The sequence below is a fragment of the Allobosea sp. 47.2.35 genome, assembly GCF_024655635.1.
Classification (GTDB): domain Bacteria; phylum Pseudomonadota; class Alphaproteobacteria; order Rhizobiales; family Beijerinckiaceae; genus Allobosea.
The window spans coordinates 34,165-60,476 of sequence record NZ_JANLGI010000001.1 but is presented as its reverse complement, the minus strand read 5'-3'; the positions used below and the strand labels follow the sequence as shown (position 1 = coordinate 60,476).

The following is a 26,312-nucleotide window of genomic DNA, read 5'->3' as shown; positions in this document are numbered from 1 at the left end:
GTAAGCTGAGGCCGCCAGCGGCGTGCCGGGATCGCCCCGGCCGCACCGCTCGCGCGATGTCAGCCCTTCAACACTTCGACCAAGGTCTTTCCAAGGCGCGCCGGCGAGGGCGAGACCCGGATGCCGGCCGCTTCCATCGCCGCGATCTTGTCCTCGGCGCCGCCCTTGCCGCCCGAGATGATCGCGCCGGCATGGCCCATGCGGCGGCCGGGAGGAGCCGTGCGGCCGGCGATGAAACCGACCATCGGCTTCTTGCGGCCACGCTTCGCCTCGTCCTTGATGAACTGCGCCGCGTCCTCTTCGGCCGAGCCGCCGATCTCGCCGATCATGACGATCGACTCGGTCTTCGGGTCCGCCAGGAACATCTCGAGCATGTCGATGAACTCGGTGCCCTTGACCGGGTCGCCGCCGATGCCGACGGCCGTGGTCTGGCCGAGGCCCTCATTCGTGGTCTGGAACACCGCCTCATAGGTCAGCGTGCCCGAGCGCGAGACGATGCCGACATTGCCCGGCTTGAAGATGTTCGCCGGCATGATGCCGATCTTCGACTGGCCGGCGGTGACGACGCCGGGGCAGTTCGGGCCGATCAGGCGGGTCTTGGAGCCGACCAGCGAACGCTTGACGCGGACCATGTCGAGCACCGGGATGCCCTCGGTGATGCAGATCACCAGCGGGATCTCGGCATCGATCGCCTCGCAGATCGCGTCCGCGGCGCCCGGAGGCGGCACATAGACGACCGAAGCATCGGCGCCGGTCTTGGCCTTGGCCTCGTGCACGCTGTCGAAGACGGGCAGGCCGAGATGGAGCGAGCCGCCCTTGCCCGGCGAGGTGCCGCCGACCATCTGCGTGCCATAGGCGATCGCCTGCTCGGAATGGAAGGTCCCGTTCTTGCCGGTGAAGCCCTGGCAGATGACCTTGGTGTTCTTGTCGATCAGGATGGACATGTCTGCTCCTCAGGCCTTCTTGATCGCGGCGACGATCTTCTGCGCGGCGTCGTCGAGGTCGTCGGCGGGGATGACGTTGAGACCGGAGTCGCGGATGATCTGCTTGCCTTCCTCGACATTGGTGCCTTCGAGGCGCACCACCAGCGGAACCTGAAGGCCGACCGCCTTCACCGCGGCGATGACGCCGCGCGCAATGACGTCGCACTTCATGATGCCGCCGAAGATGTTGACGAGGATGCCCTTCACCTTCGGGTCGGCGGTGATGATCTTGAACGCCGCCGTCACCTTCTCTTCGGAAGCGCCGCCGCCGACGTCGAGGAAGTTCGCCGGGCTCTCACCGTAGAGCTGGATGATGTCGAGCGTCGCCATGGCGAGGCCCGCGCCGTTGACCATGCAGCCGATCGTGCCGTCGAGCGCGATATAGGCGAGGTCGTACTTGGAGGCCTCGATCTCCTTCTCGTCCTCTTCCGTGGTGTCGCGCAGCGCGACGACCTCGGGGTGACGATAGAGCGAGTTGGAGTCGAACGAGACCTTGGCGTCCAGGCACTTGAGCTGGCCCTGGGTGGTCACGATCAGCGGGTTGATCTCCAGCATGTCCATGTCCTTGGCCACGAACGCGTTGTAGATCTGGCCGAGCACGGTGCCGGCCTGCTTGGCGAGGTCGCCCTGCAATCCGAGGATGCGCGCCATGGCGCGGCCGTGATGCGGCATGATGCCGGTCGCCGGATCGACCGAGAAGGTCTCGATCTTCTCAGGCGTGTCATGGGCGACGGCCTCGATGTCCATGCCGCCCTCGGTCGAGACGACGAAGGCGATGCGCGAGGTCTCGCGGTCGACCAGCGCCGAGAGGTAGAACTCCTTCTCGATGTCCGAGCCGTCCTCGATATAGAGGCGGTTGACCTGCTTGCCGGTCTCGCCGGTCTGGATCGTGACCAGCGTATTGCCGAGCATTTCCTTGGCGTGGGCCTCGACCTCGGCCACTGACTTGGCGAGGCGGACGCCGCCCTTGGCGTCGGCCGGCAGTTCCTTGAACTTGCCCTTGCCGCGCCCGCCGGCGTGGATCTGCGACTTCACGACGTAAAGCGGCCCCGGCAGCTTCTTGGCGGCCTCGACCGCCTCCGCCACCGTCAGTGCCGGGAAACCGGCCGAAACGGGCGCGCCGAATTCCTTGAGGATGGCTTTGCCCTGGTATTCGTGGATGTTCATGTGCTCGGTTTCCCTGACAGCGACAAAAATTGACGAAAGGGCGGCCGCGCGTCTCCGCGCCGCCGCCCTCGCTCTAGATCACGCGAGTGACGAGTCGATGTTCTTGCAGGCGTCGATCAGGCCCTGCACCGAAGCCACCGACTTCGCCAGCATCTCCTTCTCGGCGCCGTTGAGGCGGATCTTGACGACGCGCTCGACACCCTTGGCGCCGATCACGACGGGCACGCCGACGAACATGTCCTTGACGCCGTACTGGCCCTTGAGAGCCGCAGCGGCCGGCAGGACGCGCTTCTGGTCCTTGAGATAGCTCTCGGCCATCGCGATCGCGGAAGCGGCCGGAGCGTAGAAGGCCGAGCCGGTCTTGAGCAGGTTGACGATCTCGCCGCCGCCCTTGCGGGTGCGCTCGACGATGGCGTCCAGCTTCTCCTGCGTGGTCCACTTCATCTTGACGAGGTCCGGCAGCGGGATGCCGGCAACGCCCGAATAGCGGACCAGCGGCACCATGTCGTCGCCATGGCCGCCGAGCACGAAGGCCGAGACGTCCTTGACCGAAACGTTGAACTCTTCGGCGAGGAAGTGGCGGAAGCGGGCGCTGTCCAGCACGCCGGCCATGCCGCAGATCATGTTGGGCTTCAGGCCCGAGAACTTCTGGAGCGCCCAGACCATCGCGTCGAGCGGGTTGGTGATGCAGATCACGAAGGCCTTCGGGGCGTACTGCTTGATGCCCTCGCCGACCGACTTCATCACCTTGAGGTTGATGCCGATCAGGTCGTCGCGGCTCATGCCGGGCTTGCGCGGCACGCCGGCGGTGACGATGATCACGTCGGCGCCCTTGATGTCCTCGTAGGAGTTCGTGCCCTTGTAGCCGGCATCGAAGCCGTCCACCGGAGCGGACTCGGCGATGTCGAGGCCCTTGCCCTGCGGAATGCCCTCGGCGATGTCGAACAGGACGATGTCGCCCAGTTCCTTGAGGCCGGCGAGGTGAGCGAGCGTGCCGCCGATCTGGCCGGAGCCGATGAGGGCGATCTTCTTACGGGCCATTGCCTAGTCCTTTGTTTCTGGCGCTACCATCGATCCGGCCACTGCCGGCTTCGACATTCAAAATGCCTTGGCGCTGCGACAGGCCGGGGACCCGGCCAAACCGTGCGTTCCTTTGGCCCAAACCGGCCTTTTGCCGCAAGCCTCGCCGCAAAAGCGGCTTTTCTCGGGCATCGGGCGCCTCGCGCGACACCGCGCGAGGCCGGCTTATATTTTTCAATAGCTTAGAAGAGGGAGGCAATCCCATTCAGTTCCATAAAGAACGAAACTCGACAATTACAATTTACAGATATTGTAATTGGTAACCGGATTATTCACACGATCCCGCTGCCGAGCACCCGCAGGATCACGCGGATCAGGGTCGAGAGCCGCGTATCGACCGAGGCCTGCGGCACGTCCGCCTCCAGCGCCAGCGAGGCCGGATGGATGAAACGGTTGGTCGCGTCGATGACGAAGGCGATCGCCCGTTCGCGGTCGCGTGGCTCGAACACGCCGGTGGCCATGCCCTCGTCGACCACGCGCTCGAACAGGGCGCGCACGCGGGTTCGGTTGCGCCGGCTGATCGCGTGTCGCTTGGCGACAGCCAAGGAGAGCGCGGCAAAGAGATGCGGCTCCTCGGTCAACAGATCGCGATTGGCCTTGGCGAGCGCCAGAATGAGACGCTCCAGCTTGTCGTCGGCCGGATCGGGTCCGTCCGCGACATCGGCGAGCCGGCGCTCGGTCGCCTTCAACCAGACATCGACGACGGCGTCGATCAGCGCGCCCTTGGACGGGAAGTAGCGGTAGACATTGGCATGGGTCATGCCCGCCTCTTCCGCCACGGCGACGACGGTGAAGCGCTTCAGCCCGAACTTGCGCAGATGCTCGCCGGCGACCGTGAGGATGCGGGTCTCGCTCGGCTCGCGCTGCGGCATCGGTCAGGTCTCGACCAGGCCGGTGGTGTCGCCGCTCGCCGCCGAATCCGGCCGGCCATGCGGCATCGCCAGATATTCCTCGGAGCGCATCTCGATCAGGCGGGAGACGGTGCGGTCGAACTCGAAGGCCTCGCGCCCCTTGCTCGCCCGATAGAGCTCATGCGGCTCGGCCGCCGCGGAGGCGACGAGCTTCACATGATGCTCGTAGAGCGTGTCGATCAGGATGATGAAGCGCTTGGCCTCGTTGCGCCGGTCGAAATCGAGGATCGGGATGTCGTCCAGCACCAGCGTGTGGAAGCGCTGCGCCAAGGCGATATAGTCGGACGCGCCATAGGCCTGCGCACAGAGATCGGCGAAACCAGCCCGCGCCACACTGCCGGCCGCCTGCGGCAGGACGAGATCGTGGCCCTGCACATTGAGCACCGTGCGCTGCCCCTGCGCCTTGCCCGACAAGGCCTTGAAGGCGGCATCGAGCGCAGCCTTGGCCTTCTCGTCGGCGGGGACATGATAGACCGGCGCGCCGCCGAGCTTCTCCAGCCGGAAATCGGTGCGCGCATCGAGCTTCAGCACCTCGACCTTGGTCTGCAGCAATTCGATGAAGGGCAGGAACAAGGCCCGGTTGAGCCCGCCCTCGTAGAGCCGCGACGGCTCGACATTCGAGGTCGCGACCACGACGACGCCAGCCGCGAACAGCGCCGTAAACAGCCGGCCGAGGATCATCGCATCGGCGATATCCGTGACGGTGAACTCGTCGAAGCAGAGCAGATAGGCCTCGTCCGCAAGGTCGGCGGCAACGGGCGCGATCGGGTCGGAATCCTTGACCTCGCCGCTCTTGATCTTCTGCCGGTAGGCGTTGATGCGGCCATGGACGTCGGCGAGGAACTCGTGGAAATGCACGCGGCGCTTGCGCTTCACCGGTGCGGCCTCGAAGAACATGTCCATCAGCATGGTCTTGCCGCGGCCGACGGAGCCCCAGACATAGAGTCCCTTCGGGGCCGCTGCCGTGTCAGGCTTCTTGCCGAAGAGCCAACCGAGCGCGCTGCCCTTGCGAGCGAGGCGGCGAGCGGCGAGCGTTTCGGTCAGCGCTTGCAGCTTCTTGACCACCGCGACCTGCGCGGGATCGCGCTCGATGGCGCCCGCCTCGACCAGGGCGGCATAACGGTCGGTGATCGAGGCTGACATGACGGCGGGCGCTGGCGATCCGGATGAGACCTGACCGGGTTACGTCAGCGCAGCCGCCCCGGCAAGCCCGAGACGAAAATCCCGGCGCAGGCAAAAGCCTGGCCGGGATCGGATTGTCGCGCTGAAGGCCGAGGCTGGCTCAGCCGGCCTCAGGCCAGGCTCACTTGCCCTGGTTGATGGTGATCGGCTTGATCGCGTTGTTGGCCAGGCCATACTTCTCGATCAGCTTGTAATAGGTGCCGTTCGCCTGGAGCCGGTCGAGGGCGCCCTTGACCGCGTCACGCAGCTGCGTGCCTTCCGCCGTCTTGGCGAAGGGGATGCCGGCCAGCGAATGGGTGAAGGGCTTGCCAAGCGGGATATAGGTGTTCGGCTCCAGCTTCTGGAAATGGCTCATCGTCTCGCTGCCCTGGACGCCGCCCTGCAGGCGCTGCGTCTTGAGCTGGGTGCGGGCGTCGACCGAGCCCTCGGTGCCGACCACGTTGATCGCCGGCTTGCCCTTGGCGACGCAGTTCGCCTCGCTCCATTCGCCGATCTGGCGGGGCCAGTTGGTCGAGCGGCTGGCGCCGACGCTCTTGCCGCAGAGGTCCTCAGGGGTCTTGATCGTGTCCTTGAAGGCGGTGACCGTGTAGAACTGCGCGCCGGAATCCATGTAGTCGATGAAGTCGGCGGTCTCGCGCCGGGCCGGCAGGTCGCTCATCCCCGCCATCACGGCATCGACGCGGCCGGTCTGCAGCGAGGGCAGCATCTGGGCGAAGGCGGTCTCCTGCCACTCGACCTTGACGCCGAGTTCCTTGGCGATGGCCTCGCCCAGCTCGATATCGAAACCCGAAAGCTGGTTGGTCGCGACATCCTTGAAGGCGATCGGCGGATAGTTCGGCTGGGTCGCGATCACGATCTTGCCGGCGGTCTTGACGCGCTCAGGCAAGGCCTGGGCATGCGCGGCGAGCGCGGTGCCGGCGAGCAGCGCGGCGGCGATGGTCAAACGAAGCATGTGGTCTCTCCCTCTTTTGAAACGAATATCGTCACCGTCACTTCAGGACGGCGGCGATGAAGTCGCGCGTGCGCGCCTGGCTGGGCGAGACGAGCACGGTCTGCGGCGGGCCCTGCTCGACGATCTCGCCCTTGTCCATGAAGACGACATCGCCCGCGACCTCGCGCGCGAAGCCGAGCTCATGGGTGACCACGATCATGGTCATGCCGCTCGCCGCGAGATCGCGCATCACGTTGAGCACCTCGCCGACGAGCTCCGGATCGAGCGCTGAGGTCGGCTCGTCGAACAGCATGAGCTTGGGCTTCATCGCGAGCGCGCGGGCGATGGCGACGCGCTGCTGCTGCCCACCCGACAATTCGCTCGGATAGGAATCGCGCTTGTCGGCAAGGCCGACGCGCTCCAGCAGCGCCATCGCCTCGGCGACGATCTGCTTGCGCGGCTGCTTCAGCACGGTGAGCGGCCCTTCGATGATGTTCTGCAACGCCGTCATGTGGTTGAACAGGATGAAGCGCTGGAACACCATGCCGGTGACGAGGCGCTGGCGCGCGATCTCGACATCGGTCAGTTCGTGCAATTCGTCGCCGACGCGGCGATAGCCGATCAGCTCGCCATCGACGCGGATCGCGCCCTGGTCGATCTTCTCGAGCTGGTTGATGCAGCGCAGCAGCGTCGACTTGCCCGAGCCCGAGGGCCCGATGATGCACTGGACCGTGCCTGGCTCGATCGAGAGCGAGACGTTGTTCAGCGCCTTCAGGTCGCCGAAGAGCTTGCTGACATGGGCGATCGTGACGATCGCACTGTCGGCCTTGGCCTGGGTCTCGACCGCGCTCATGCCGCGTCCTCCTGCACCGCCGCGCGCTTGGCGCGCCGCCCTCCCCGCCCCTTCGAGAAATGGCGTTCGAGGAAATACTGTCCGACCTGCAAGATCGTGACCACGAGCAGGTACCAGCCGGCGGCGACGATCAGCAACTCGATGACGCGCGCATTGGCGTAGTAGATGGTCTGCGCGTTGCGCAGGATCTCGGCATACTGGATCACGCTGGCGACAGAGGTCAGCTTGACCATGCTGATCACCTCGTTGCCAACAGGCGGGATGATGACGCGCATCGCCTGCGGCAGCACGATGCGGCGCAGCGTCGTGAGCCGGGTCATGCCGATCGACTTGGCGGCTTCGGTCTGCCCGGTATCGACAGAGAGGATGCCGCCGCGCACGACCTCGGCGGTATAGGCGCCCTGGTTCATGCCGAGGCCGAGCAGCGTCGCCATGAACGGCCCGATGATGTCGATCGTCCGCCAGGAGAACAGGCCGGGGATGCCGATGGTCGGGAAGACAAGCGCCAGGTTGAACCAGATCAGCAGCTGGAGGAGCAGCGGCGTGCCGCGGAAGAACCAGATGTAGAACAGCGCCACGCTGCGCAGCACCGGGTTCGGCGACATGTACATGATCGCGAAGACGACCCCGAGCACGATGCCGAGCGTCATCGCGCAGGCCGTCATGATCAGCGTGTTGCCGAGGCCGGAGATGATCGCCGGCGCGGTGAAGAACTGCCGCACCACCGGCCAGGCGATGTCACCCTCGACGAAGGCCATGACGATCCAGGCGAGGATCGCGAGGATCACGGCGGAAGCGAACCATCGCCCGTAGAAGCGCCGCGGCACGATCCTGAGCTGCGAGACCGCCGCGAGATCGCGGCTGCTGATCGGAGATGTCGCGTCGCTCATCGCCCGCCCTCCCGGCTCCAGGTTTCGAGATCGGCGAGCTTGCCGCGGAAGCGCGCGATCTGCTCGCGCACCCGCTCCGGCGCGGTGCCGCCACGGCCGCTGCGCGCGGCGACCGCGGCATCGAGCGTCAGCTGGTCGAGCACGCCGGCATCGAGCCGGGGATCGACGGCCCGAAGGTCGACCGCATCGAGCGATTCAAGCTCGCGGCCCATTTCCTCGCAATAGCGCACCAGCGCGCCGGTGATCTCGTGCGCCTCGGCGAAGGGCACGCCGTTGCGCGCCAGATGATCCGCTACCTCGGTCGCCAGCGCGAAGCCGGAGCCGGCCTGCGCCCGCATCGTCGCGGCGTCGGCGCTCATGCTGGCGATCAGCCCGGCGAAAGCCGGCAGCACCTCCTCCAGCACATCGACGGCGTCGAAACCCGTGCGCTTATCCTCGGCGAGGTCGCGATTATAGGACAGCGGCAGCCCCTTCAGCGCACCGAGCATGGTGACGAGGTCGCCGGCGAGCCGCGCCGCCCGGCCGCGTGATATCTCGGCGATATCCGGATTTTTCTTCTGCGGCATGATCGAGGACCCCGTCGCGAAAGCGTCGTCCAGCGTCACCCAGGCGAACTGACGGGAGGTCCACAGCGTCACCTCCTCGGCCAGCCGCGACAGGTTCGTCGCCAGCATCGCCGCGACGAACAGGAATTCCGCGACATGGTCGCGCGCGCCGACCGCATCGACCGAGTTCTCGAACGGCCCGTCATAGCCGAGCGCCTTGGCGCTGAGCTCCGGGTTCAGCGTGATCGCCGAGCCCGCGAGCGCCGCCGCCCCGAGCGGGGACTGCCCGGAGCGCTTCTCCCAGTTGGTCAGGCGCGAGGCGTCGCGCATCAGCACCTGGCCATGCGCCATCAGCCAATGGCCGAAGGTGACGGGCTGCGCGCTCTGGAGATGAGTAAAGCCCGGGCAGACCGAGGCCGCATGCTCTTCCGCCTGGTCGGCGATCGCGGTCAGCAGTTCCGCCAGCATCCCGGCAAGCGTGCGCGATTTTCCGCGCAGGTAGAGCTTGAGATTGTTCGCAGCCTGGTCGTTGCGCGAGCGACCGGCGCGGAGCTTGGCGCCGGTCTGGCCGATGCGCTCGGTCAGGATGCGTTCGATGAAGGTATGGACGTCCTCGTCATCCGGCCCCGGTGCGATCCGCCCCTCGACCGTATCGCGGGCGATCCCGTCGAGCGCGGCCAGAATGGTCTCGAGCTCCTGCGCCGTCAGCAGGCCGGCGCGCCCAAGCTCGGCCGCATGGGCCTTGCCGCCCGCGACATCCTGCGGCACCAGCCGGGCATGCTCGCCGGCCGCACTCGACAGCTTCATCAGGCGCGGGTCCGGCTGCTTGCGGAAGCGGCCGCCCCAGAGACGGGTCGTCTGGTTCATGATGTCGTTCTCCCCTCAGGGAAGAATGGCCTCTTGACCGAGAGACCGGCAAACGAAACGATCTCCGCCACGATAGTCCAAAAAGGAATACCCCATGGCGGCCGGCCGGCCCCCTCCGTCATCGACCGCGCTCAGGGCCTTCGCCACCGTCGCAAGGCTGGGCTCGACCGCGCGCGCCGCCCAGTCGGTCAATCTGACCCAGAGCGCGGTTTCCAAGCAGATCCTTTCGCTGGAGCATCATCTCGGCACGGTGCTGTTCGACCGCAGCCCGCTCGGCCTCAAGCTCACCGAGGCTGGCGCGATCTACCTGCCCTATGCCGAGGCTGCGCTGGAGCAGATGGAGCGCGGCACGCGGCGGCTGGCCGAACGCAGCGCCATCGCCCGCCCGATCCGACTGCATATGGTCGCGATCGCCGGAGAGCGCTGGCTGATGGCGCGCTTCCCCGCCTTCGCCGAGGCCCATCCCGGCGTCGACGTGCAGTTCACCAACTATGTCAGCGAGAGCGAGACCGAGGAGCCGGATATCGAGATCGCCCATGGCGTCGAGCCCTGGCCCGGCAAGGAGGCGCATTATCTCTTCGGCCGCGATGTGGCGCTGGTCGCCGCGCCCAGCCTGATCGAGCGCATGGGCGGCTTCCGCCGCGCCGCCGACATCCAGAAGGCGACCCTGCTCCAGCACTACCAAATGCCGACCTTCTGGGCCGAGTTCACCGAGGCGCACGACCTGCGCGGCGCGGTGCCCGAGCACACCGTGCGCTATGGCTATTATTCGGTGATCACCAGCGCCGCCGTCGCAGGCCTCGGCTTCGCGCTGGCGCCGCGCTGCTATGTCGCCGACGAGCTGGCTTCCGGTGCACTGGTCAACCCGCTGGGCCTCGGCTTCACCAGCGCCATCGGCTGCTGGCTGACACGCCCGCTCGACCAGCCGCCGCGCCCCGGGCTCGACGCCTTCATCGCCTGGCTGAAATCGGAAGCCGCGCAATTCGACGCCGCCACGCGGGCGCCAGCCCAACCCGCCTGACTGGGTCGCGAAACCTCCGCTTTCCCCGCGCGTTGGTGATGGCAAGGAGGAGCCATGCTGACCATTCTGCCCGCGCCGGACCATGTCGCAGCCTATCGCCTGATGCAGACGCTAACCGGAGAGGATGTCGACGCGATCATGGCCGATATCGGCACGAAGCTCGCCCATCACGAGAAGATCGGCGTGCTCGTCGATCTCACCGACTTCACCGACATGACGCTGACCGCCGCCTGGAAGGATGCGCGCTACAGCATCGGCAAGCTCTGGGAACTCAAGCGCTTCCCCAAGGAAGCGGTGATCACCAACAAGGGCTGGCTCGCCGGCTTCATCGACCTGCTCGACCCGGCGATTCCCTTCGTCAAGGTCCGCGCCTTCAAGCCCGAGGACTACGAGAAGGCGCTGGCCTGGGTCGGTGATATCGAAGGCGGCCCCGACGCCTGAGGCTTACGCCGCGCCGCCGCGCGCAAAGGTCTCGTCGAAGGCATAGCCCGCGCCGCGCACCGTCCGCAGCGGGTCCTTCGCATCGCCGGGCGTGATCGCCTTGCGCAGCCGCCCGACATGAACGTCGACCGTGCGCTCGTCGATATAGACGTCGCGGCCCCAGACGGCGTCGAGGAGCTGCGCGCGCGAATAGACCCGGCCCGGCGCCTGCATCAGGAATTCCAGCAGGCGGAACTCGGTCGGCCCGAGATGCAGTTCGCTGCCCGCCCGGCGGACGCGCCGCGTCGTGCGGTCAAGTTCGAGATCACCGGCCGCGAGCAGCCCCGCGACGTGGCCGGGCTTGGCCCTGCGCAGCAGCGCCTGGATGCGCGCGATCAACTCCGGCAGCGAGAACGGCTTCACGACATAGTCGTCGGCACCGGTCGCAAGCCCGCGTACCCGCTCGGTCTCCTCGCCGCGCGCCGTCAGCATGATGATCGGCACGCGCTCGGTATCGCGGCGCGAGCGCAGGCGCCGGCAGAGCTCGATGCCGGACAGGCCCGGCAGCATCCAGTCGAGCAGGACGAGATCGGGCGTGTGATCGCGCAGGTGCAGCTCCGCATCGTCCCCGCGCGCGACGCTGTCGACCTCGAAGCCCTCGGCCTCGAGGTTGTAGCGCAGCAGCAGGGTGAGCGGCTCCTCGTCCTCGACGATCAGGATGCGTGCGGCCATGTTGGCTTTGACCTTAGTTTCCCGTCACCGCTTCGACCTCGATATTGGTCGTGTCGAGCTTGGGGCGGTTCACATCGAGGGAATCGCCGGTGACGAGGTAATGGATGGTCTCGGCGATATTGGTGGTGTGGTCGCCGATGCGCTCGATGTTCTTGGCGCAGAACAGGAGATGCGTGCAGAAGGTGATGTTGCGCGGATCTTCCATCATATAGGTCAGGAGTTCGCGGAACAGCGAGGTGTAGAGCGCGTCGATCTCGTCGTCGCGCTTCCAGACCTCGAGCGCCTTCTGCTCGTTGGTCGCGGCATAGGCGTCGAGCACGTCCTTCAGCTGGGCCTGCACGAGGCGGCTGATATGCTCGAGGCCGACGACCGCGCGATGCGGCGGCTGGAACTGCCCGGCGATGGCGACGGCGCGCTTGGCGATGTTCTTGGCGAGATCGCCGACGCGCTCGATATCGGAGGCGAGGCGGATCGCCGAGATCAGCTCGCGCAGATCCTGCGCCAGCGGCTGGCGCCGGGCGATGGTGAGCACGGCCTTCTCCTCGACCTCGCGCTGGAGATTGTCGAGGCGCTGGTCGGCCGAGATGATCTTCTGGGCGAGCGCGGTGTCGCGGCGGACGAGCGCGACCGTGGAATCGCCCAGCATGCGCTCGGCCATGCCGCCCATTTCGGCGAGGCTGCGGCGGATGCCTTCCAGGTCGGCGTCGTAGGAGCGGACGATGTGATCGGTCATGGCGTTGTCCTCCTCGACGTCGATTAGCCGAAACGGCCGGTGACGTAGTCCTGGGTCTGCTTCTTGGCCGGGTTCATGAAGATCGTGTTGGTCGGCGCGAACTCGATGACCTCGCCGAGATACATGAACGCCGTGTACTGCGAGATACGCGCCGCCTGCTGCATGTTGTGCGTGACGATGGCGATGGTGAAATCGCTCTTCAATTGCTCCAGCAGGTCCTCGATCTTGCCGGTCGAGATCGGGTCGAGCGCCGAGGTCGGCTCGTCGAACAGGATCACTTCCGGCTTCTGCGCGATGGTGCGCGCGATGCACAGGCGCTGCTGCTGGCCGCCGGAGAGGCCCATGCCGGAGCTCTTCAGCTTGTCCTTGACTTCGTCCCAGAGCGCGGCGCGGCGCAGCGCGCCCTCGACACGATCGTCGAGCTCGGACTTCGGCGGCTTCTCGTAGAGGCGGATGCCGAAGGCGACGTTGTCGTAGATCGACATCGGGAACGGCGTCGGCTTCTGGAAAACCATGCCGACGCGCGAGCGCAATTCGTTCACGTCGACGTCGTTGGAGATGATGTTGCGCCCGTCGAGCATGATCTGCCCTTCCGCGCGCTGCTCCGGATAGAGCGAGTAGATGCGGTTGAAGATGCGCAGCAGGGTCGACTTGCCGCAGCCGGACGGGCCGATCAGCGCCGTGACGTGGCGGTCGCGGAAGTCGAGATTGATGTTCTTCAGCGCCTTGTGCTCGCCGTAGTAGAAATCGAGGTTCTTCACCGCGATCCGGACGGGCGCCTCGGCATCGAGCGACTGGGGGGAGAGTTCAAGGGTCGAAAGCATCGACTTAGGTCCTCAAGGTCGGTCGCGACCGGGTTGGTTTCAGGCTCACTTGCTGCCGGCGACGATACGCCGGGCAACGATCGAGAGCACGAGGATCGAGACGGTGATGATCAGCGAGCCGGCCCAGGCGAGCTGCTGCCAGTTCTCGTAAGGGGCGGAGGCGAACTGGTAGATCGTCACCGGCAGGTTCGAGACGCCGCCGACCAGCGTCGGCGAGAACCAGAAATTGTTGTTGAGCGCGGTGAAGAGCAGCGGCGCGGTCTCGCCGGCGATGCGGGCGAGCGCCAGCAGGATGCCGGTGACCATGCCGGCCTTGGCCGCGCGCCAGGTCACCGAGGTGATGACGACGGAGGGCGGCGCGCCGAGCGCGGCGCCAGCTTCACGCAAGGGGCCGGGCACGAGGTTCAGCATGTCCTCGGTGGTGCGCACGATGACCGGGATCGCGATGATCCCGAGCGCGACGCCGCCGGCCCAGCCGGAATAGCCGCGGAACGGCTCCACCAGGATGACGTAGACGAACAGGCCGATCAGGATCGACGGCGCCGAGAGCAGGATGTCGTTGATGAAGCGGATCAGGTTGGCGAGCTTCGAGCCGCGGCCGTATTCCGCGAGCCAGGTGCCGGCCAGCACGCCGATCGGCGTGGCGATGACGATGCCGAGGAAGGTCAGCACGAAGGAGCCGACGATGGCGTTGGCGATGCCGCCGCCTTCCGTGCCGGGGCCGGGCGTGACCGCCGTGAAGGTCGCGACGGAGAGCCCGCCGATGCCCTTCACCACGAGCATGCCGAGAATCCAGAACAGCACGAAGATGGCGATGAAGGTGAAGCCGGTGGCGATGACCTTCATCAGCCGGTCGGCGGTGCGGCGCGACTGGCGCACGCGCCCCCAGGGCTGGTGCGGCAATTCGCGAGGCGTGGTCGTCATGGTCATGGAATGAGCCTCAGTAGCGCTTGACGCGGGCGACCAGCAGTCGCGCGATGACGAGGACGACGAAGGTGACGAAGAACAGGATGCAGCCCAGCGCGATCAGCGCGTTGAGCTGCAGGCCGAGCGCCTCGTTGAACTCGTTGGCGATGCGCGAGGCGATGGTCGAGCCGGGATCGAGGATCGAGGCCGAGAGCCGGTTGGCATTGCCGACCACGAAGGTCACCGCCATGGTTTCGCCGAGCGCGCGGCCGAGCCCGAGCATCACCGCGCCGATGATCGAGACGCCGGCTTGCGGCACCAGCACATGGCGCACGACCTCCCAGGTCGTGGCGCCGATGCCGTAAGCGCTCTCGCGCAGCACGGAGGGAATCTGCTCCAGCATGTCGCGCGTGATCGAGGCGATGAAGGGGATGATCATGAAGGCGAGGATGATGCCCGCCGTGAAGATGCCGAGGCCCGAGGGCGAGCGCGCATAGAGCACCGTGCCGACGATCGGCATGCCTTCGACGATGTTCGAGAGCGGGATCTGCACATAGGCCGCGAAGAGCGGCACGAAGACGAAAAGGCCCCACATGCCGTAGATGATCGAGGGCACGGCGGCGAGCAGCTCGATCGCGGTCGCGACCGGCTTCTTGAACCAGGCCGGCGCGAGCTGCGTCAGGTAGACCGCGATGCCGAGCGAAAGCGGCACGCCGATCACCAGCGCGATCAGCGCCGTCGAGAGCGTGCCGACGATCGCCGGCCAGGCGCCGTATTGCTCGTTCTGGGTATCCCAGACGCTGGAGGTGATGAAGCCGAGGCCGAACTCGCGGAAGGCCGGCCAGCCGCCGACGACCATCGAGGCCATGATGCCGGCGAGCAGCACCAGCACGAGCAGGGCCGCGCCGAAGCTGGCATTGCGGAAGACGAGGTCGAAGGTCGCCTTCGGCGTCTTGCGGGCGATCGGCGTCGCGCCGGGAATGCTCGACATGTCGGTTGCTGCGGTCATCCGCGAAGGCTCCGGTGGCGTTGCCGGGATCGTCGGAGGGTCCGGTCGATCCCAGCCCTCATCCTGAACAGCCCGCCCGCAGGGGGGCCGCTCAGGATGGGGGCTTGAAGAAATGTGGCGAGGCGGGAGAACCCGCCTCGCCCTGTCGATGGCCGCGATCAGAAGATCGGCTTGCCGGCCGGATCGGTCACGCCCTTCCAGGCGTTGCGGACCTGATCCTTCACATTCGCCGGCAGGGCGACGTAGTCGAGGTCGCTCGCGAGCTTGTCGCCGGACTTGTAGGCCCAGTCGAAGAACTTCAGCGCGGCCTGCGTCTCTTCCGGCTTCTCCGGCTTGGCATAGACCAGGATGAAGGTCGCCGAGGTGATCGGCCAGGCTTCCGCGCCCTTCTGGTTGTTGAGCGAGATGCCGAAGCCCGGCTGCTCGTTCCAGTTGGCGTTGGCGGCAGCGGCCTGGAAGGCCTTCTCGTCCGGCGCCGGGAAGTTGCCGTCGGCGTTCTTCACCAGGGTGTGCGAGAGCTTGTTCTGCTTGGCATAGGCGTATTCGACATAGCCGATCGCGTTGGCGACCTGCTTGACCGAGGCCGAGACGCCCTCGTTGCCCTTGCCGCCGATGCCGACCGGCCACTGAACGGCGGTGTTGGTGCCGATCTTCGACTTCCAGTCAGCCGAGACCTTGGAGAGGTAGTCGGTGAACTGGAAGGTCGTGCCCGAGCCGTCCGAACGATAGACCGGGTTGATGTTGGCGTCCGGCAGGGTCACGCCGGCATTGAGCGAGGCGATCTTGGGGTCGTTCCACTTCTTGATCTCGCCCAGGTAGATCTGGGCGATGACCTCGCCCGAGAGCTTGAGCTTGCCCGGCTCGACGCCGGCGATGTTCACGACCGGAACGATGCCGCCCATCACGGACGGGAACTGGATCAGGCCGTCCTTGGTCAGGTCCTCGCCCTTGAGCGGGGCGTCGGTCGCGCCGAAGGCGACGGTCTTGGCCTTGATCTGGCGGATGCCGCCACCCGAGCCAATCGACTGATAGTTCAGGCCGACACCCGTCTCCTTCTTGTAGGCCTCGGCCCACTTTGCGTAGATCGGGAAGGGGAAGGTCGCGCCGGCGCCGGTGATGTCGGCAGCCTGGGCGGAACCGGCGATCCCGACGGCAACGGCCGCGAGAACGAGAATCTTGCGCATGTGAGATGTCCTCATCTGGTCGCTCTATCTAGCGGCCCTGTCAGAACACCCTCTGTATGACAGGCAAATGACAATCCGTCATGAAAGCCGTCATAGATGCCCCGCATGCACGGACTAGCCTGCGGCGTGCCCCGCCTCGAAGCGCGGCAGGATCGCCTTGAAGGTCGCGCCTTCGCCCGGCCTGCTCTCGATCGTCAGGCGCCCGCGATGGCGCAGCACGATATGCTTCACGATGGCGAGACCCAGGCCCGTGCCGCCGGCCTCGCGGCTCGCGGCGGTATCGACCCGGTAGAAGCGTTCGGTCAGGCGCGGCAGATGCTCCGGCGCGATGCCCGGCCCGTCGTCGCGCACGCTGAAGCTGGCCTCGCTCTCGCCGGTCTCGACGGTGATCGCGACCTCGCCGCCGGGCTTGCCGTACTTGATCGCGTTCTCGACGAGGTTTTCCATCAGGCGCAGCAATTCGTCGCGGTCGCCCGGCACCTGCAGCGCCTCGCGCGGCGTCTTCAGCGCCAATGTGACATCGCGCTCCCTCGCCATCAGCGTCAGCGAGTCCACGATCTCGCGGGCGATGCCGGCGAGATCGACCGGCGTATCCGGCGCGACATGGGCGCGCTGCTCGATCCGCGACAGCGAGAGCAGGTCGTCGACCAGCCGCGCCATGCGCAGGCCCTGCTCGCGCATGATACCGAGGAAGCGCTCGCGCGCCCGCTCGTCGTTGCGCGCCGGCCCCTGCAGGGTCTCGACGAAGCCGAGCAGCGAGGCCAAAGGCGTGCGCAACTCATGGCTGGCATTGGCGACGAAATCGACGCGCATGCGCTCGATCACGCGCTGCTCGCTCAGGTCCTGGAAGGTCAGCAGCGTCGCATGGCGCAGGCCGTTGTCATGCAGCGCGGCGATATGGATGCGGAAGGTCCGCTCGACCGGTACGCGCTCGACGAGCTCGACAGTCTTGCGGCCGCCTTCCAGCGCGACCTGCTCGATTGCATCGTTGAGATCGGGGTCGCGCAGCACCAGCGCGAGAAGCTTGCCGACCGCGACTCCGGGGATCAGCGCCTGCATGGCCGGGCTCAACGCCTGCGCCACGCCCTGCCCGTCGAGCAGCACGGCCGGCGCGCCGGACGCCTCGATCACGTCCCGGACCAGCGCGGCATTGGAGGCGGAAAGGTCGACCATGGGAAGCCCGGAGACAGACGGCGGATGCCGTCGGGGCCTCTTCCTGAGCGGAAGCGCGGCGGGCGTCAATTCCCTTCCGCGACCTAGCCGGCTAGGCTGCTGGCGACAAAGGAGCCTGCCGATGGCCAAGAAGTTCTCAGGTTCGGACGTGAAAGAAGCGATCGTCGCGCCGTCGGAGGATCGCGCCAAGCCGGCCAAGCCCCGCGCCAAATCCCGCAAGGCGAAGGACTTCGACATCGAGGCCGACAGCCTGCCGGAAGCCATCATCGACGCCGCCTATCACAGCGGCGACTACCCCTATGGCAAGCGGATGAAGCGCAAGCGCTACGACCGCGAGATGGAACCGCTCCAGATCGAATTGCAGAAGCTGATGCGCTGGGCGAGCAAGCATGGCGAGCGCATCGTCATCGTCTTCGAGGGGCGGGACGGCGCCGGCAAGGGCGGCACCATCGCCCGCTTCACCCAGCATCTCAATCCGCGTCAGGCCCGTATCGTCGCCCTGTCGAAACCCTCCGATACCGAGAAGGGCCAATGGTATTTCCAGCGCTATGCCGCACAGATGCCGACGGCCGGCGAAATCGTGTTCTTCGACCGCTCCTGGTACAACCGCGCCGGCGTCGAGCGCGTCATGGGCTTCTGCAAGCCGGAGGAGACAGAGCATTTCCTCGATGAGGCGCCGGCCTTCGAGGGCATGCTCGCCCGCGATGGCGTGCGCCTGATCAAGCTCTTCCTGACCATCGGGCGCGAGATGCAGATGACGCGCCTGCATGCGCGCTGGCACGATCCGCTCAAGCGTTGGAAGCTCTCGCCGATCGATTTCGAGTCGATTCCGCGCTTCGACGACTATTCCCGCGCCTTCGACGAGATGCTCTCGCGCACCTCGACAGAGGCGGCACCCTGGCATGTCGTGCGCAGCAACGACAAGCTTCGCGCCCGGCTCAACGCCATCCGCCACGTCCTGCGCATGGTCCCCTACAAGGACAAGGACGAGGCGGCGATCGGCACGCTGGACGAGGAGATCGTCATCCCCGTGAGCCGCTATCTCGACAATGGCGGCGAGCCCGAGGGACGCTGAACCTCAGCTCCAGAAGGCTGCTGCCGGATTCCGGTCACAGAATCGGGTGATCTTCCGACCCATGGCGACCATGGCTTTCGCAGCCCTGCGGCGATCCCTCGCATCGAAGCTGACGATCGGCATCGGCAGCTTGCTGGCGCTTGGGTTGACCACCGCCCAGACCCTGCGCGAGGCCATGCCGCCGGCGAGCCTCCCCACCGCGCAGGCCGGGCAGCCCATCGAGGCTGGGCGCTGGCAGGTCGTCATTCGCGAAGCCGGATCGAGCGCGGCGCCGCGCCCGGACGGCTATCGCGGGCGCCCCGGCACCAAGGCGATCAGCATCGATCTCGACCTGATGAACCGCAGTTCCGAGAGCAGCAACGCCTTTGCCCGCATCCTCAGCTTCGATCCGCCGATCGCGGGGCTTTCGCCCTCGCCCACCGCCTATCTGGTGCGCGATGGCGCCATTCTCGGCGCTTTGCAACCGGGCTTGCCGGAGCGCATCCGCATGGTTTGGGATTTGCCGGAAGCTGCGGCGATCCCTGAGGCCATCCGCATCGCCGTTACCGGCGAAACCTTCAAGCCGCGCGACAATCTCCTCGCCGCGCCCGGCTGGTTCAACCCGAAGCCCGTCGCCGCGATCACGCTGCCATTGCGCTCACAAGGCTCCGGCTCGTGATCCGCATCCTCGCCCGCGTCATCGCGCTTGCCATAGCGGCGCTGCTCCTCTTCGCCCTCCAGCAGACCACGCCGGGCTATAGCGAGATCACCGGCCCGATCAGGCAGCATGGCATCGCCGGCACCAGCATCGTCACGCGCAGCTTCACATTGCGCGTCGAGAAGGTCGTCCTGGCGGAGCGCCTGCGCTGGCAGTCCTTCGGACGCAGCTACGACCGCAACACCGGCGGGCTCTGGGCCGTGGCTCTCGTCGAGGCCGAGGGCACCCCCGCGACCATGGCGCTCAACGGCGCAACCTGGCTGGCGGCATCCGGCCTGCGCTTCGAGGCGAGCCAGCGCGCTGAACAAGCTCCCGGTTTCCTGCGTGGCAAGCGACTCGAACCCGGCCTGCCGCAACGCGGCCTGCTAATCTTCGAGGTCGGCCGGGACGCGGCACGCGGCGGTACCCTGCTGGTCTCGGAAGCACGCTGGCCCCGCCTCGACACGCAATTGCGCATCGCCCTGCCCGATGACCGCATCGAGCAGGCCGAGACCCTCGACCTCGATACGCTGAAATGAGCGACGCGACCGCAGCCCCGTCCATCGTAAAACTGCCGCCGAACTGGCGCAGGCGTTGCCTCTGGGCGCTGCCCGTCATCCTGCCGCTGGCCCTGTTCGTGCAGGCGCGCGAGCCTGTCTCGACCTGGGCCGGCGCGAGCGAGCTCTTCGCAGAGCGCACGTCCTTCGATCGCCCCGCCACGCTCGCCGGTGCCGAATGGCGCGTCGTCAGCCTCCAGCGCATCGCCGAGCGGCCGGACGGCTCCGCCGTCGCGCTGCTGCGCATCGAGGCGAAGGTGCTCGACGCGCAGGCCGTCGCGCAGCCGCCTTGCCGCATCGCCTTGCTCGCCCCCGACGGCCGGCGCTGGCAGCCTGCCTTCCTGGCGCCGAACGAGGCGAGACGCGTTCTCAGCCGCGACAAGGACGAGGGCAAAAGCTGCGGCCCCGCCTTCCTCGGCAAGCCGCCCGCCGGCGCGATTGTCGCGATCACCGAGAGCTTCATCCTGCCCGCCGCAGCTTTCGCGACGGCCGATGTCACGCTCAGCCTGCCGGCGTCGCGACCGCGCTATCTTCGCTTCGCCCGGACGAACTGAGCGCCTCGACCCGTTTCGCCGAAGCCTGCTCGACGACAGCGGCGACAAGGCAGATGCGCAAGGCATCGACAAGGATGCCACCGCGGATATCGCTGGGGCCGCCGAGGAAGAAGGCGATGATGCTGGCCAGCGCCTGCCAGGCCGGCAGCTCCTGCGGGCCGATCAGATGCGCAAGCCCGATCCAGCCCCAGGCCGCCGCCCAGCCGATGAGACGATAGACCAGCACGAAGCCGATCAGCACGGCGAGCCCGGCCCCGAAGGCGAGCCGGACGCTATTGGCGATCGGCAGGTAGCGCGAGCGGTAGCCGGCGACGAAATGCTCGATGAACTCGCGCAGGAATTTCGGCAAGCGCTCATAGCGCGACAGGGCTGCCGCGGTGCGCCGATGGCTGGCCAACGCCGCCGCATCCTTCATGTCGAAGCCGTAGATCACCGCCGCCATCAGGAGCCAGACCAGTGGCAGGAGGGCATAGAGGAAGAGTCCCTGCGCGCTGCTCTGCAAGGAAGGCGCGGCGAGATCGACGGCGACGGGCGTCGCGGCCTGCGCCTGGCCGATCAGCCCGAGGAACAGGTCGCGCAGCCTGATGAGATAGGGCAAGGGCCCGCCAGCCCCGACCCAGGCCCAGGCGGCGTTCTTCCAGCCGGTGAGCGCGTAGAGGCCGACGAAGATCCAGTTGGCATCGCAGAGCACGATGACGAACTGCCAGGCCGGCCGCGAGCTGCGCGTCTGCATCAGCTTGGCCAGCCGCCGCATCCCGAAGGCGAACGCGACGGCGATGCCAAGCCAGAGCGTCGCCGGGACATCGAACAGCGAGAGCTTCTGGCCGAAATCGGCCATCTCCAGCGCCAGCAGCGAATAGTCGCGCACCGTGTCGCCTAGGAAGCCCCAAGCCGCGTAATAGGCGAAAAAGGGGATGATCGCGATCGCGACCACGCTGAGCCAATCCGGATCCTTCGGGGTTCCCTCCGCTGCCCCGGCAATGGATTTCGCCGGAAACAGCGCAGTCACCCCCGGCATGGCCGGGCGCAGCGACAGGCACATCGCGACCACCGTGACGAGCTTCGCCAGCACGATGGCCGAGAGCACGGCAAAGCCGGCGAGCGCGTTAGTGAAGCCGGCCTTCACCGCCAGCGGCAGCAGCAGGTCGTTGACGAGCGCTCCGCAGGCCGCGATGCAGAGCAGCATCGGCCAGCCGAAGCGCCAGAGCTGGAAGAATTGCCGGAGCAGGTCGCCGATCGCGAGCATCGGCGCCAGTCTAGGCGATCGCTCCTCTCCAGCGAACCCGGCGCGGGCGCATTGCTGACACGCCCTGCCAGGAACTGCGCCTCAGCGCCCCATGATGAGCTGCGGCAGCCAGGTCGTCAGCGGCGGCCAGAGCGTGATCGCGATCAGCACGGCGACCAGCGGCGCGAGCCAGGGCAGGATCGCCCGCGACATCGCCTCGAAGGAGATGTTCGCAACCTTCGACGTTACGAACAGCACCACGCCGACAGGCGGCGTGATCGTGCCGATCATCAGGTTGAGCACGAAGATCAGCCCGAACTGGATCGGATCGATGCCGAACTGCGCCGCCGCCGGCGTCAGGATCGGGATCAGGATCAGCATCGCCGCCAACGCCTCCATGAAGCAGCCGACGAAGAGCAGCAGCAGGTTGACGATCAGCAGATAGACGATGGGGCTGCCGGCGAACTCGACGAGAGCCGGCCCGACCACTTGCGGAATGCGCGAGATCGAGAGGCACCAGCCGAGTGCCGCCGCCGCCATCACCAGTGCCAGCACGACGCCGGTGGTCTCGACCGTCTGGACCACGAGGTCCGGCAGGCTCTTCAGCGTGAAGCTGCGATAGACGAACAGGCCGAGCACCAGCGCATAGGCGGTCGCGACAGCCGCCGCCTCGGTCGGCGTGAAGATGCCGCCCATCATGCCGCCGAACAGGATGACCGGCGTCATCAGCGCCCAATGGGCATCCTTGTAGGCGACCCAGAGCTGGCGGAAACCGGGGAAAGGATGCCGCGGCAGGTCACGTTTCCGGGCGATGTAGACGACCATCGACATCAGCGCTCCGGCCATCAACAGGCCCGGAATGATGCCGGCGATGAACAACCCGCCAATCGAGACGTCGGCGGTGACGCCATAAATCACCATCGGCAGCGAGGGCGGGATAATCGGCCCGATCGTCGCGGAGGCGGCCGTGATCGCGGCGGCCGTCTCGGCGTCGTAGCCCTCGTCCTGCATCGCCTTGATCTCGAGCGTGCCGACGCCGCCGGCATCGGCCACGGCCGAGCCCGACATGCCCGCGAAGATCACGCTGGCGAGGATATTGGCATGGCAGAGCCCGCCGCGCATGAAGCCGACGCAGGCGGTGGCGAAGCCGAATATCCGGTCGGTAATCCCCGCCGAGTTCATGATGTTGCCCATCAGGATGAACAGCGGCGCCGCCAGCAGCGGAAAGGAATTGGCGGATTGCGCGATCTTCTGCGGCACGATGCCGAGCGGGAAGCCGCCGAGGACGGCGAAGGCGACGGCCGCCAGCCCCATCGAGACGAAGAGCGGCACGCCGATCATCAAGGCCAGGAACCAGACCGGCAGGATCTGCAGCATCAGCGTGGTCATAGCGCCTGCGCTCCGGGCTCTACGACAGCGACCTTGCGTCCGGCGAACACGTCGCCGATCTCGGCCAGCGCCTGCAGCATCAGCGCCAGCGCCGCGAAGGGCATGACGATGTAGAGCGCGGCTGAGGTGATCGGCAGCGCGATCGACTCCACATCCCAGGTCCGCTCGATCAGCGCCCAGGAGTAGCGCAGCAGGACGCCGGAAAAGACGATCACCGCAACTTGCGTCGCGATTTCCAATGCCGCCTGCAAGGGGCGCGGCAGCTTCTCGGCAAAGACCATGATGCGGATATGCGAGCGCCGCCGCGCCGCGATGATCCAGCCGACGAATCCGGTCCAGACCAGCAGGTACTGCGCCAGCTCGTCAGACCAGGCGAGCGGCTGGTTGATCTGGCGGAAGAACACGCCGAGCACCACGACGGCGAGCAGCGTCAGCAGCAGGACGACCGCGGCCCAGTAGACCAGCCTGTCCGCCAATGCGGCGAAGGGTTTCATCGGATGACCAGTCCTGTCGAAAAGCTCGGGTGAAACGGAAGCCATATGTGTTGGGCGCGTGCTGTCATGCTCGCCCTTGTGGCGAGCATCCACGTCTTGAACGCAACCCATCGGGAACGAAGACGTGGATGGTCGGGACGAGCCCGACCATGACGAAGTGGTTCCGCAGCTGACAGCGCTCTAAAGCGCCGCGAGCGCGTCCCAGGTGCCCTTGCCCCATTTGCTCTCGAACTGCTTGGGCAGGCTCGCCAGCACGGGCTTGGAGAAGCTTTCGAGGTCAGGCTCGGTCACGGTCATGCCGGCCGCCTTCAGCGTGGCGACGAGGCTGCCTTCCTGGCTCGCCAGCTCCGCATCCTGCCAGGCAACGCCATCCGCGATCGCTGCCTCCACCACGCTACGGTCGGCGTCTTTCAGACCCTTCCAGAAATCGCTGTTCACGATGACGAGCCGCGGCGTGATGATGTGGCCGGTCAGGATGAGATGCTTCTGCACCTCCTGCAGCTTGGCGCTGTGGATCGTCGGCAGCGGGTTCTCCTGCCCGTCGACCGCCCCCTGGCTGAGCGCGAGATAGAGCTCGTTGAAATTGACCGGCGTCGCCTTGGCGCCCCAGGCCTCGACCATGGCGCGGAAGGTATCGACCGGCGGCACGCGCAGCTTGAGCCCCGCGACATCGGCCGCGCTCTTTACCGCCTTGGAGCCGGTCGTGAGATGGCGCTTGCCGTAGTAGGTGACGGCGGCCATGCGCATGCCGCGCTTCTTTTCGAGCTCGGCATTCATCTGGGTGAACACCGGCGCCTTGGCGACCTTCGCCATATGGGCGGCATCGCGCCAGAGATAGGGCGCTTCCACCACCGAGAGCTGCGGCAGGAAGGAGCCGAGCGCCGCAGCGCCGTCCGTCGTCATGGTCAGCGCACCCGACGCAACCGATTCCATCATGTCCTTGCCCGAGCCGAGCTGACCGGCCGGGAAGGACTGGATATCGACGCGGCCGGAGGTCTTCTCCTTCACCTGCTTGGCGATGCGCTCGACCATCTGCACCTGCGGATGCGTCGCCGGCAGCATCTCGCCCCAGCGCAGCACGGTCGCCTGCGCCCTCGCGATTGCCGGCATGAACACGGCCGCGCCGGCCGCGGCGGAACCCTGGAGAAAGCTGCGTTTCGTCAGTTTCGTCATCGTCGTTTCCCTCCCGTGCGGCCGGTTTTCCGGCTCGTCGTCATGATGTGTTGCGTCCTGCGTCGTCGTCCTCGGTCGTCAGTACTGCATCGCCCGGGTGCGGGCGTTTCCGATATGGATGCTCATCTCGTCCGCGGCGCGCTCCGGGTCGCGGCTCTCGATCGCGGCGATGATCTTGAGATGGTCCTGCATCACCGGCACGAGGATGTGGTTCTGGATGCGCGTCTCGTATTGGCGGATCAGCCGGATCTTCAGCCAGGTCACGCGGAAGGCCTGGCTGACGATGTCGTTGTCGAGATGGTCGATGATCGCCTCGTGCATCAATCGATCGACATCCTCGGCATCCTCGATCAGGCGCTCGTCGCCGCCGGCCTCGGCCCGCGCAATGATCGCCTCGTGGCGGGCGCGCTGCTCGGCGATCTCGTCGTCGGTGGCGTTCTGGGCATAGAGCGCCGTCGCTTCCTTCTCGAGGAAAAGCCGGAACTGGAAGGCGTTGCGGATCAGGTTGAGGTCGACATGGGCGACCTGCATGCCGCGCTGCGGCACGGTCTTGATCAGCCCCTCCGCTTCCAGTCGCGGCACCAGCTCGCGGATGGCGCCGAGCGGAAAGCCGGTCATCGCGACGAGCTCGCGCTGGGTCACGAACTGGCCGGGCTTGATCTCGCGCGCCAGCAATCGCTCGGTGAAGGAGGCATAGGCGCGCTCCCTCAGCTTCAGCGTTTCGCCCTCGCGCGGTTCCTGCTCCGACTCGGTCACGATCCCTCCTTGCGGCATCCCGTCAGGCAGCCTTGGCCTGCCTGATCGAATCGAAGGCGGCGAAGAGCCGCTTGCGGGTGGCAGCGTCCAGCGCCTCTAGCGGCGGGCGCATCGCGCCATAGCCATCATCGCCATGAACATGGCCGACCAGCGCCTTCACTGCCGCCAGCACCGGATGCGAGCAGATCTCGTCGACCAGCGCGTTCACCACCGGGCTGTCCTTACCCTCGTAGACCATCGGGCGCAGCAGCCCAGGCACGAGATTGGCAAGTCCGCAGATCGTGCCCTCGGCACCGTTGCGCACCGCCTTGGCGAGCTGGCGCTCGTCGCCGACGAGGATGGCGAGTTCGCCATGCGCTTTCAGCAGCGCCTCGGTATTGGCGTAGCTGCCGGAGGAATCCTTCACGCCGATGACGAGGCCGGGGAATGCGGTCTTGAGCCGCTGCACGAGACCGACGCTGATATCGACCGCGGTCACCGAAGGGATGTGATAGAGCACGACATTGCGAGCCGAGGCGCCGAGCTTCTCGAAGAACTGCGAGAACCAGACATAGAGTCCCTCGTCGCTGACGCCCTTGAAGTAGAAGGGCGGCGCGACCAGCAAGCCCTTCGCCCCGGCATCGAGCGCGAGCTGTGCCTGCTCCACCGCCTCATGCATCGAGGCCGCCGCGATGCCGGCATAGATCTGCTTGGCCGGATCGATCCCCGCCCCGATCAGCGCACCCATCATCGCGGTCCGCGCAGGCAGGCCGAGCGCCGCGCCCTCGCCCGTCGTGCCGAACAGCGTGACGGAATCGCAGCCCTCGGCCAGCACATGTCGAGCGTGATGGACGAGGCGCGGCAAGTCGATCCCCCCGCCCTCCCGCATCGGGGTGGTGATCGCGCAGGAAAGGCCGAAGCGGGTCTTGTCGGAGGCCATGGGGTGAGCTTTCAGGGCTGAACGTTGACTGACATGTTAGTATGAAGACAGAACCACCCGCAAGCGGTTCCGGAAGGCTTGTG

The 26,312-nt window shown here is 66.7% G+C and carries 28 protein-coding genes; 6 read left to right on the top strand and 22 right to left on the bottom strand.

Annotated features, from left to right (window positions below):
• Nucleotides 1-59: 59 nt before the first annotated feature.
• The 9 genes from sucD to argH all read right to left on the bottom strand — a co-directional run bounded on the left by sucD (nucleotide 60) and on the right by argH (nucleotide 9,409).
• Nucleotides 60-944 carry a succinate--CoA ligase subunit alpha gene (gene sucD, locus NUV79_RS00310; protein WP_257731093.1) on the bottom strand — a complete coding sequence of 295 codons (885 nt, stop codon included), beginning with the start codon at nucleotides 942-944 and terminating at the stop codon, nucleotides 60-62.
• Nucleotides 945-953: 9 nt separating this feature from the next.
• Complete coding sequence (gene sucC / locus NUV79_RS00305; RefSeq protein ID WP_257731092.1) at nucleotides 954-2,150, bottom strand: ADP-forming succinate--CoA ligase subunit beta; 1,197 nt, start codon at nucleotides 2,148-2,150, stop codon at nucleotides 954-956.
• A gap of 78 nt (nucleotides 2,151-2,228) precedes the next feature.
• On the bottom strand, nucleotides 2,229-3,191 hold the full coding sequence (gene mdh / locus NUV79_RS00300; protein ID WP_257731091.1) for a malate dehydrogenase: 963 nt from the start codon (nucleotides 3,189-3,191) through the stop codon (nucleotides 2,229-2,231).
• Between the two features lie 311 nt (nucleotides 3,192-3,502).
• Nucleotides 3,503-4,102 carry a TetR/AcrR family transcriptional regulator gene (locus NUV79_RS00295; protein WP_257731090.1) on the bottom strand — a complete coding sequence of 200 codons (600 nt, stop codon included), beginning with the start codon at nucleotides 4,100-4,102 and terminating at the stop codon, nucleotides 3,503-3,505.
• 3 nt (nucleotides 4,103-4,105) lie between these two features.
• On the bottom strand, nucleotides 4,106-5,284 hold the full coding sequence (gene zapE, locus NUV79_RS00290) for a cell division protein ZapE (protein ID WP_257731089.1): 1,179 nt from the start codon (nucleotides 5,282-5,284) through the stop codon (nucleotides 4,106-4,108).
• A gap of 160 nt (nucleotides 5,285-5,444) precedes the next feature.
• Nucleotides 5,445-6,275, bottom strand: a complete 831-nt coding sequence (locus tag NUV79_RS00285; RefSeq protein ID WP_257731088.1) for an ABC transporter substrate-binding protein — start codon at nucleotides 6,273-6,275, stop codon at nucleotides 5,445-5,447.
• Nucleotides 6,276-6,312: 37 nt separating this feature from the next.
• On the bottom strand, nucleotides 6,313-7,107 hold the full coding sequence (locus tag NUV79_RS00280) for an amino acid ABC transporter ATP-binding protein (protein ID WP_308218139.1): 795 nt from the start codon (nucleotides 7,105-7,107) through the stop codon (nucleotides 6,313-6,315).
• On the bottom strand, nucleotides 7,104-7,997 hold the full coding sequence (locus NUV79_RS00275; RefSeq protein WP_257731087.1) for an amino acid ABC transporter permease: 894 nt from the start codon (nucleotides 7,995-7,997) through the stop codon (nucleotides 7,104-7,106). The genes NUV79_RS00280 and NUV79_RS00275 overlap by 4 nt, the downstream gene beginning before the upstream one ends.
• Nucleotides 7,994-9,409, bottom strand: coding sequence for an argininosuccinate lyase (argH, locus tag NUV79_RS00270; RefSeq protein ID WP_257731086.1), 1,416 nt, complete (start codon nucleotides 9,407-9,409; stop codon nucleotides 7,994-7,996). The genes NUV79_RS00275 and argH overlap by 4 nt, the downstream gene beginning before the upstream one ends.
• 94 nt (nucleotides 9,410-9,503) lie before the next feature.
• On the opposite strand from argH, the gene NUV79_RS00265 reads away from it, so the two are divergent.
• Together NUV79_RS00265 and NUV79_RS00260 are read left to right on the top strand one after the other, a co-directional pair.
• The gene (locus tag NUV79_RS00265) at nucleotides 9,504-10,430 is read left to right on the top strand and encodes a LysR family transcriptional regulator (protein WP_257731085.1); all 927 of its coding nucleotides are present in this window, start codon (nucleotides 9,504-9,506) and stop codon (nucleotides 10,428-10,430) included.
• A gap of 54 nt (nucleotides 10,431-10,484) precedes the next feature.
• A complete protein-coding gene (locus NUV79_RS00260; protein WP_257731084.1) occupies nucleotides 10,485-10,871 on the top strand; it encodes a SpoIIAA family protein in 387 nt (128 codons plus the stop codon).
• 3 nt (nucleotides 10,872-10,874) lie between these two features.
• On the opposite strand, the gene phoB is transcribed toward NUV79_RS00260, so the two are convergent.
• The 7 genes from phoB to NUV79_RS00225 form a co-directional block, all read right to left on the bottom strand.
• Nucleotides 10,875-11,582 carry a phosphate regulon transcriptional regulator PhoB gene (gene phoB / locus NUV79_RS00255; protein WP_047576054.1) on the bottom strand — a complete coding sequence of 236 codons (708 nt, stop codon included), beginning with the start codon at nucleotides 11,580-11,582 and terminating at the stop codon, nucleotides 10,875-10,877.
• A 13-nt stretch (nucleotides 11,583-11,595) separates the two neighbouring features.
• Nucleotides 11,596-12,315: a phosphate signaling complex protein PhoU gene (phoU, locus tag NUV79_RS00250; RefSeq protein WP_257731083.1), complete on the bottom strand. Its 720-nt coding sequence runs from the start codon at nucleotides 12,313-12,315 to the stop codon at nucleotides 11,596-11,598.
• A gap of 23 nt (nucleotides 12,316-12,338) precedes the next feature.
• The gene (gene pstB / locus NUV79_RS00245; RefSeq protein ID WP_199091950.1) at nucleotides 12,339-13,139 is read right to left on the bottom strand and encodes a phosphate ABC transporter ATP-binding protein PstB; all 801 of its coding nucleotides are present in this window, start codon (nucleotides 13,137-13,139) and stop codon (nucleotides 12,339-12,341) included.
• A gap of 45 nt (nucleotides 13,140-13,184) precedes the next feature.
• Nucleotides 13,185-14,069 carry a phosphate ABC transporter permease PstA gene (gene pstA / locus NUV79_RS00240; protein ID WP_257731082.1) on the bottom strand — a complete coding sequence of 295 codons (885 nt, stop codon included), beginning with the start codon at nucleotides 14,067-14,069 and terminating at the stop codon, nucleotides 13,185-13,187.
• 10 nt (nucleotides 14,070-14,079) lie between these two features.
• The gene (pstC, locus tag NUV79_RS00235; protein ID WP_257731081.1) at nucleotides 14,080-15,054 is read right to left on the bottom strand and encodes a phosphate ABC transporter permease subunit PstC; all 975 of its coding nucleotides are present in this window, start codon (nucleotides 15,052-15,054) and stop codon (nucleotides 14,080-14,082) included.
• Between the two features lie 158 nt (nucleotides 15,055-15,212).
• Nucleotides 15,213-16,238, bottom strand: a complete 1,026-nt coding sequence (gene pstS / locus NUV79_RS00230) for a phosphate ABC transporter substrate-binding protein PstS (protein WP_257731080.1) — start codon at nucleotides 16,236-16,238, stop codon at nucleotides 15,213-15,215.
• A gap of 114 nt (nucleotides 16,239-16,352) precedes the next feature.
• Nucleotides 16,353-17,411 (bottom strand): ATP-binding protein, encoded by a 1,059-nt coding sequence (locus NUV79_RS00225; protein WP_257731079.1) that lies wholly within the window; start codon nucleotides 17,409-17,411, stop codon nucleotides 16,353-16,355.
• 121 nt (nucleotides 17,412-17,532) lie between these two features.
• Between NUV79_RS00225 and ppk2 the strand changes: the two genes are divergently transcribed.
• The 4 genes from ppk2 to NUV79_RS00205 all read left to right on the top strand — a co-directional run bounded on the left by ppk2 (nucleotide 17,533) and on the right by NUV79_RS00205 (nucleotide 20,273).
• On the top strand, nucleotides 17,533-18,486 hold the full coding sequence (gene ppk2, locus NUV79_RS00220; protein ID WP_257731078.1) for a polyphosphate kinase 2: 954 nt from the start codon (nucleotides 17,533-17,535) through the stop codon (nucleotides 18,484-18,486).
• Between the two features lie 70 nt (nucleotides 18,487-18,556).
• Entirely contained in the window at nucleotides 18,557-19,144 is a 588-nt protein-coding gene (locus NUV79_RS00215; protein ID WP_257731077.1) for a hypothetical protein, read from the top strand.
• Entirely contained in the window at nucleotides 19,141-19,701 is a 561-nt protein-coding gene (locus NUV79_RS00210; RefSeq protein ID WP_257731075.1) for a hypothetical protein, read from the top strand. Before NUV79_RS00215 ends, NUV79_RS00210 begins: the two co-directional genes overlap by 4 nt.
• Nucleotides 19,698-20,273 (top strand): hypothetical protein, encoded by a 576-nt coding sequence (locus NUV79_RS00205; protein ID WP_257731074.1) that lies wholly within the window; start codon nucleotides 19,698-19,700, stop codon nucleotides 20,271-20,273. The genes NUV79_RS00210 and NUV79_RS00205 overlap by 4 nt, the downstream gene beginning before the upstream one ends.
• Here NUV79_RS00205 and NUV79_RS00200 read toward each other — a convergent pair.
• The 6 genes from NUV79_RS00200 to NUV79_RS00175 form a co-directional block, all read right to left on the bottom strand.
• The gene (locus NUV79_RS00200; RefSeq protein WP_257731073.1) at nucleotides 20,221-21,519 is read right to left on the bottom strand and encodes a hypothetical protein; all 1,299 of its coding nucleotides are present in this window, start codon (nucleotides 21,517-21,519) and stop codon (nucleotides 20,221-20,223) included. The two genes, NUV79_RS00205 and NUV79_RS00200, sit on opposite strands and share 53 nt — an antisense overlap.
• Before the next feature lie 81 nt (nucleotides 21,520-21,600).
• Nucleotides 21,601-22,887, bottom strand: coding sequence for a TRAP transporter large permease (locus NUV79_RS00195; protein ID WP_257731072.1), 1,287 nt, complete (start codon nucleotides 22,885-22,887; stop codon nucleotides 21,601-21,603).
• Nucleotides 22,884-23,381, bottom strand: coding sequence for a TRAP transporter small permease (locus NUV79_RS00190; protein WP_257731071.1), 498 nt, complete (start codon nucleotides 23,379-23,381; stop codon nucleotides 22,884-22,886). Before NUV79_RS00190 ends, NUV79_RS00195 begins: the two co-directional genes overlap by 4 nt.
• 180 nt (nucleotides 23,382-23,561) lie before the next feature.
• The gene (locus tag NUV79_RS00185) at nucleotides 23,562-24,554 is read right to left on the bottom strand and encodes a sialic acid TRAP transporter substrate-binding protein SiaP (RefSeq protein WP_257731070.1); all 993 of its coding nucleotides are present in this window, start codon (nucleotides 24,552-24,554) and stop codon (nucleotides 23,562-23,564) included.
• 78 nt (nucleotides 24,555-24,632) lie between these two features.
• Nucleotides 24,633-25,310: a GntR family transcriptional regulator gene (locus NUV79_RS00180; RefSeq protein WP_257731069.1), complete on the bottom strand. Its 678-nt coding sequence runs from the start codon at nucleotides 25,308-25,310 to the stop codon at nucleotides 24,633-24,635.
• 22 nt (nucleotides 25,311-25,332) lie between these two features.
• On the bottom strand, nucleotides 25,333-26,229 hold the full coding sequence (locus NUV79_RS00175) for a dihydrodipicolinate synthase family protein (protein ID WP_257731068.1): 897 nt from the start codon (nucleotides 26,227-26,229) through the stop codon (nucleotides 25,333-25,335).
• Nucleotides 26,230-26,312: the final 83 nt, after the last annotated feature.

Bases quoted from the DNA above. Each gene is read 5' to 3' on its own strand.
- pstB (WP_199091950.1), bottom strand. From the start codon at position 13,139: ATGCTTTCGACCCTTGAACTCTCCCCCCAGTCGCTCGATGCCGAGGCG.
- NUV79_RS00195 (WP_257731072.1), bottom strand. From the start codon at position 22,887: ATGACCACGCTGATGCTGCAGATCCTGCCGGTCTGGTTCCTGGCCTTG.
- sucC (WP_257731092.1), bottom strand. From the start codon at position 2,150: ATGAACATCCACGAATACCAGGGCAAAGCCATCCTCAAGGAATTCGGC.
- NUV79_RS00200 (WP_257731073.1), bottom strand. From the start codon at position 21,519: ATGCTCGCGATCGGCGACCTGCTCCGGCAATTCTTCCAGCTCTGGCGC.
- NUV79_RS00265 (WP_257731085.1), top strand. From the start codon at position 9,504: ATGGCGGCCGGCCGGCCCCCTCCGTCATCGACCGCGCTCAGGGCCTTC.
- NUV79_RS00205 (WP_257731074.1), top strand. From the start codon at position 19,698: ATGAGCGACGCGACCGCAGCCCCGTCCATCGTAAAACTGCCGCCGAAC.
- sucD (WP_257731093.1), bottom strand. From the start codon at position 944: ATGTCCATCCTGATCGACAAGAACACCAAGGTCATCTGCCAGGGCTTC.
- pstS (WP_257731080.1), bottom strand. From the start codon at position 16,238: ATGCGCAAGATTCTCGTTCTCGCGGCCGTTGCCGTCGGGATCGCCGGT.
- ppk2 (WP_257731078.1), top strand. From the start codon at position 17,533: ATGGCCAAGAAGTTCTCAGGTTCGGACGTGAAAGAAGCGATCGTCGCG.
- NUV79_RS00175 (WP_257731068.1), bottom strand. From the start codon at position 26,229: ATGGCCTCCGACAAGACCCGCTTCGGCCTTTCCTGCGCGATCACCACC.
- NUV79_RS00225 (WP_257731079.1), bottom strand. From the start codon at position 17,411: ATGGTCGACCTTTCCGCCTCCAATGCCGCGCTGGTCCGGGACGTGATC.
- phoB (WP_047576054.1), bottom strand. From the start codon at position 11,582: ATGGCCGCACGCATCCTGATCGTCGAGGACGAGGAGCCGCTCACCCTG.
- NUV79_RS00215 (WP_257731077.1), top strand. From the start codon at position 18,557: ATGGCTTTCGCAGCCCTGCGGCGATCCCTCGCATCGAAGCTGACGATC.
- mdh (WP_257731091.1), bottom strand. From the start codon at position 3,191: ATGGCCCGTAAGAAGATCGCCCTCATCGGCTCCGGCCAGATCGGCGGC.
- NUV79_RS00285 (WP_257731088.1), bottom strand. From the start codon at position 6,275: ATGCTTCGTTTGACCATCGCCGCCGCGCTGCTCGCCGGCACCGCGCTC.
- zapE (WP_257731089.1), bottom strand. From the start codon at position 5,284: ATGTCAGCCTCGATCACCGACCGTTATGCCGCCCTGGTCGAGGCGGGC.
- NUV79_RS00295 (WP_257731090.1), bottom strand. From the start codon at position 4,102: ATGCCGCAGCGCGAGCCGAGCGAGACCCGCATCCTCACGGTCGCCGGC.
- NUV79_RS00190 (WP_257731071.1), bottom strand. From the start codon at position 23,381: ATGAAACCCTTCGCCGCATTGGCGGACAGGCTGGTCTACTGGGCCGCG.
- NUV79_RS00275 (WP_257731087.1), bottom strand. From the start codon at position 7,997: ATGAGCGACGCGACATCTCCGATCAGCAGCCGCGATCTCGCGGCGGTC.
- phoU (WP_257731083.1), bottom strand. From the start codon at position 12,315: ATGACCGATCACATCGTCCGCTCCTACGACGCCGACCTGGAAGGCATC.
- NUV79_RS00260 (WP_257731084.1), top strand. From the start codon at position 10,485: ATGCTGACCATTCTGCCCGCGCCGGACCATGTCGCAGCCTATCGCCTG.
- NUV79_RS00280 (WP_308218139.1), bottom strand. From the start codon at position 7,107: ATGAGCGCGGTCGAGACCCAGGCCAAGGCCGACAGTGCGATCGTCACG.
- NUV79_RS00185 (WP_257731070.1), bottom strand. From the start codon at position 24,554: ATGACGAAACTGACGAAACGCAGCTTTCTCCAGGGTTCCGCCGCGGCC.
- argH (WP_257731086.1), bottom strand. From the start codon at position 9,409: ATGAACCAGACGACCCGTCTCTGGGGCGGCCGCTTCCGCAAGCAGCCG.
- pstA (WP_257731082.1), bottom strand. From the start codon at position 14,069: ATGACCATGACGACCACGCCTCGCGAATTGCCGCACCAGCCCTGGGGG.
- pstC (WP_257731081.1), bottom strand. From the start codon at position 15,054: ATGACCGCAGCAACCGACATGTCGAGCATTCCCGGCGCGACGCCGATC.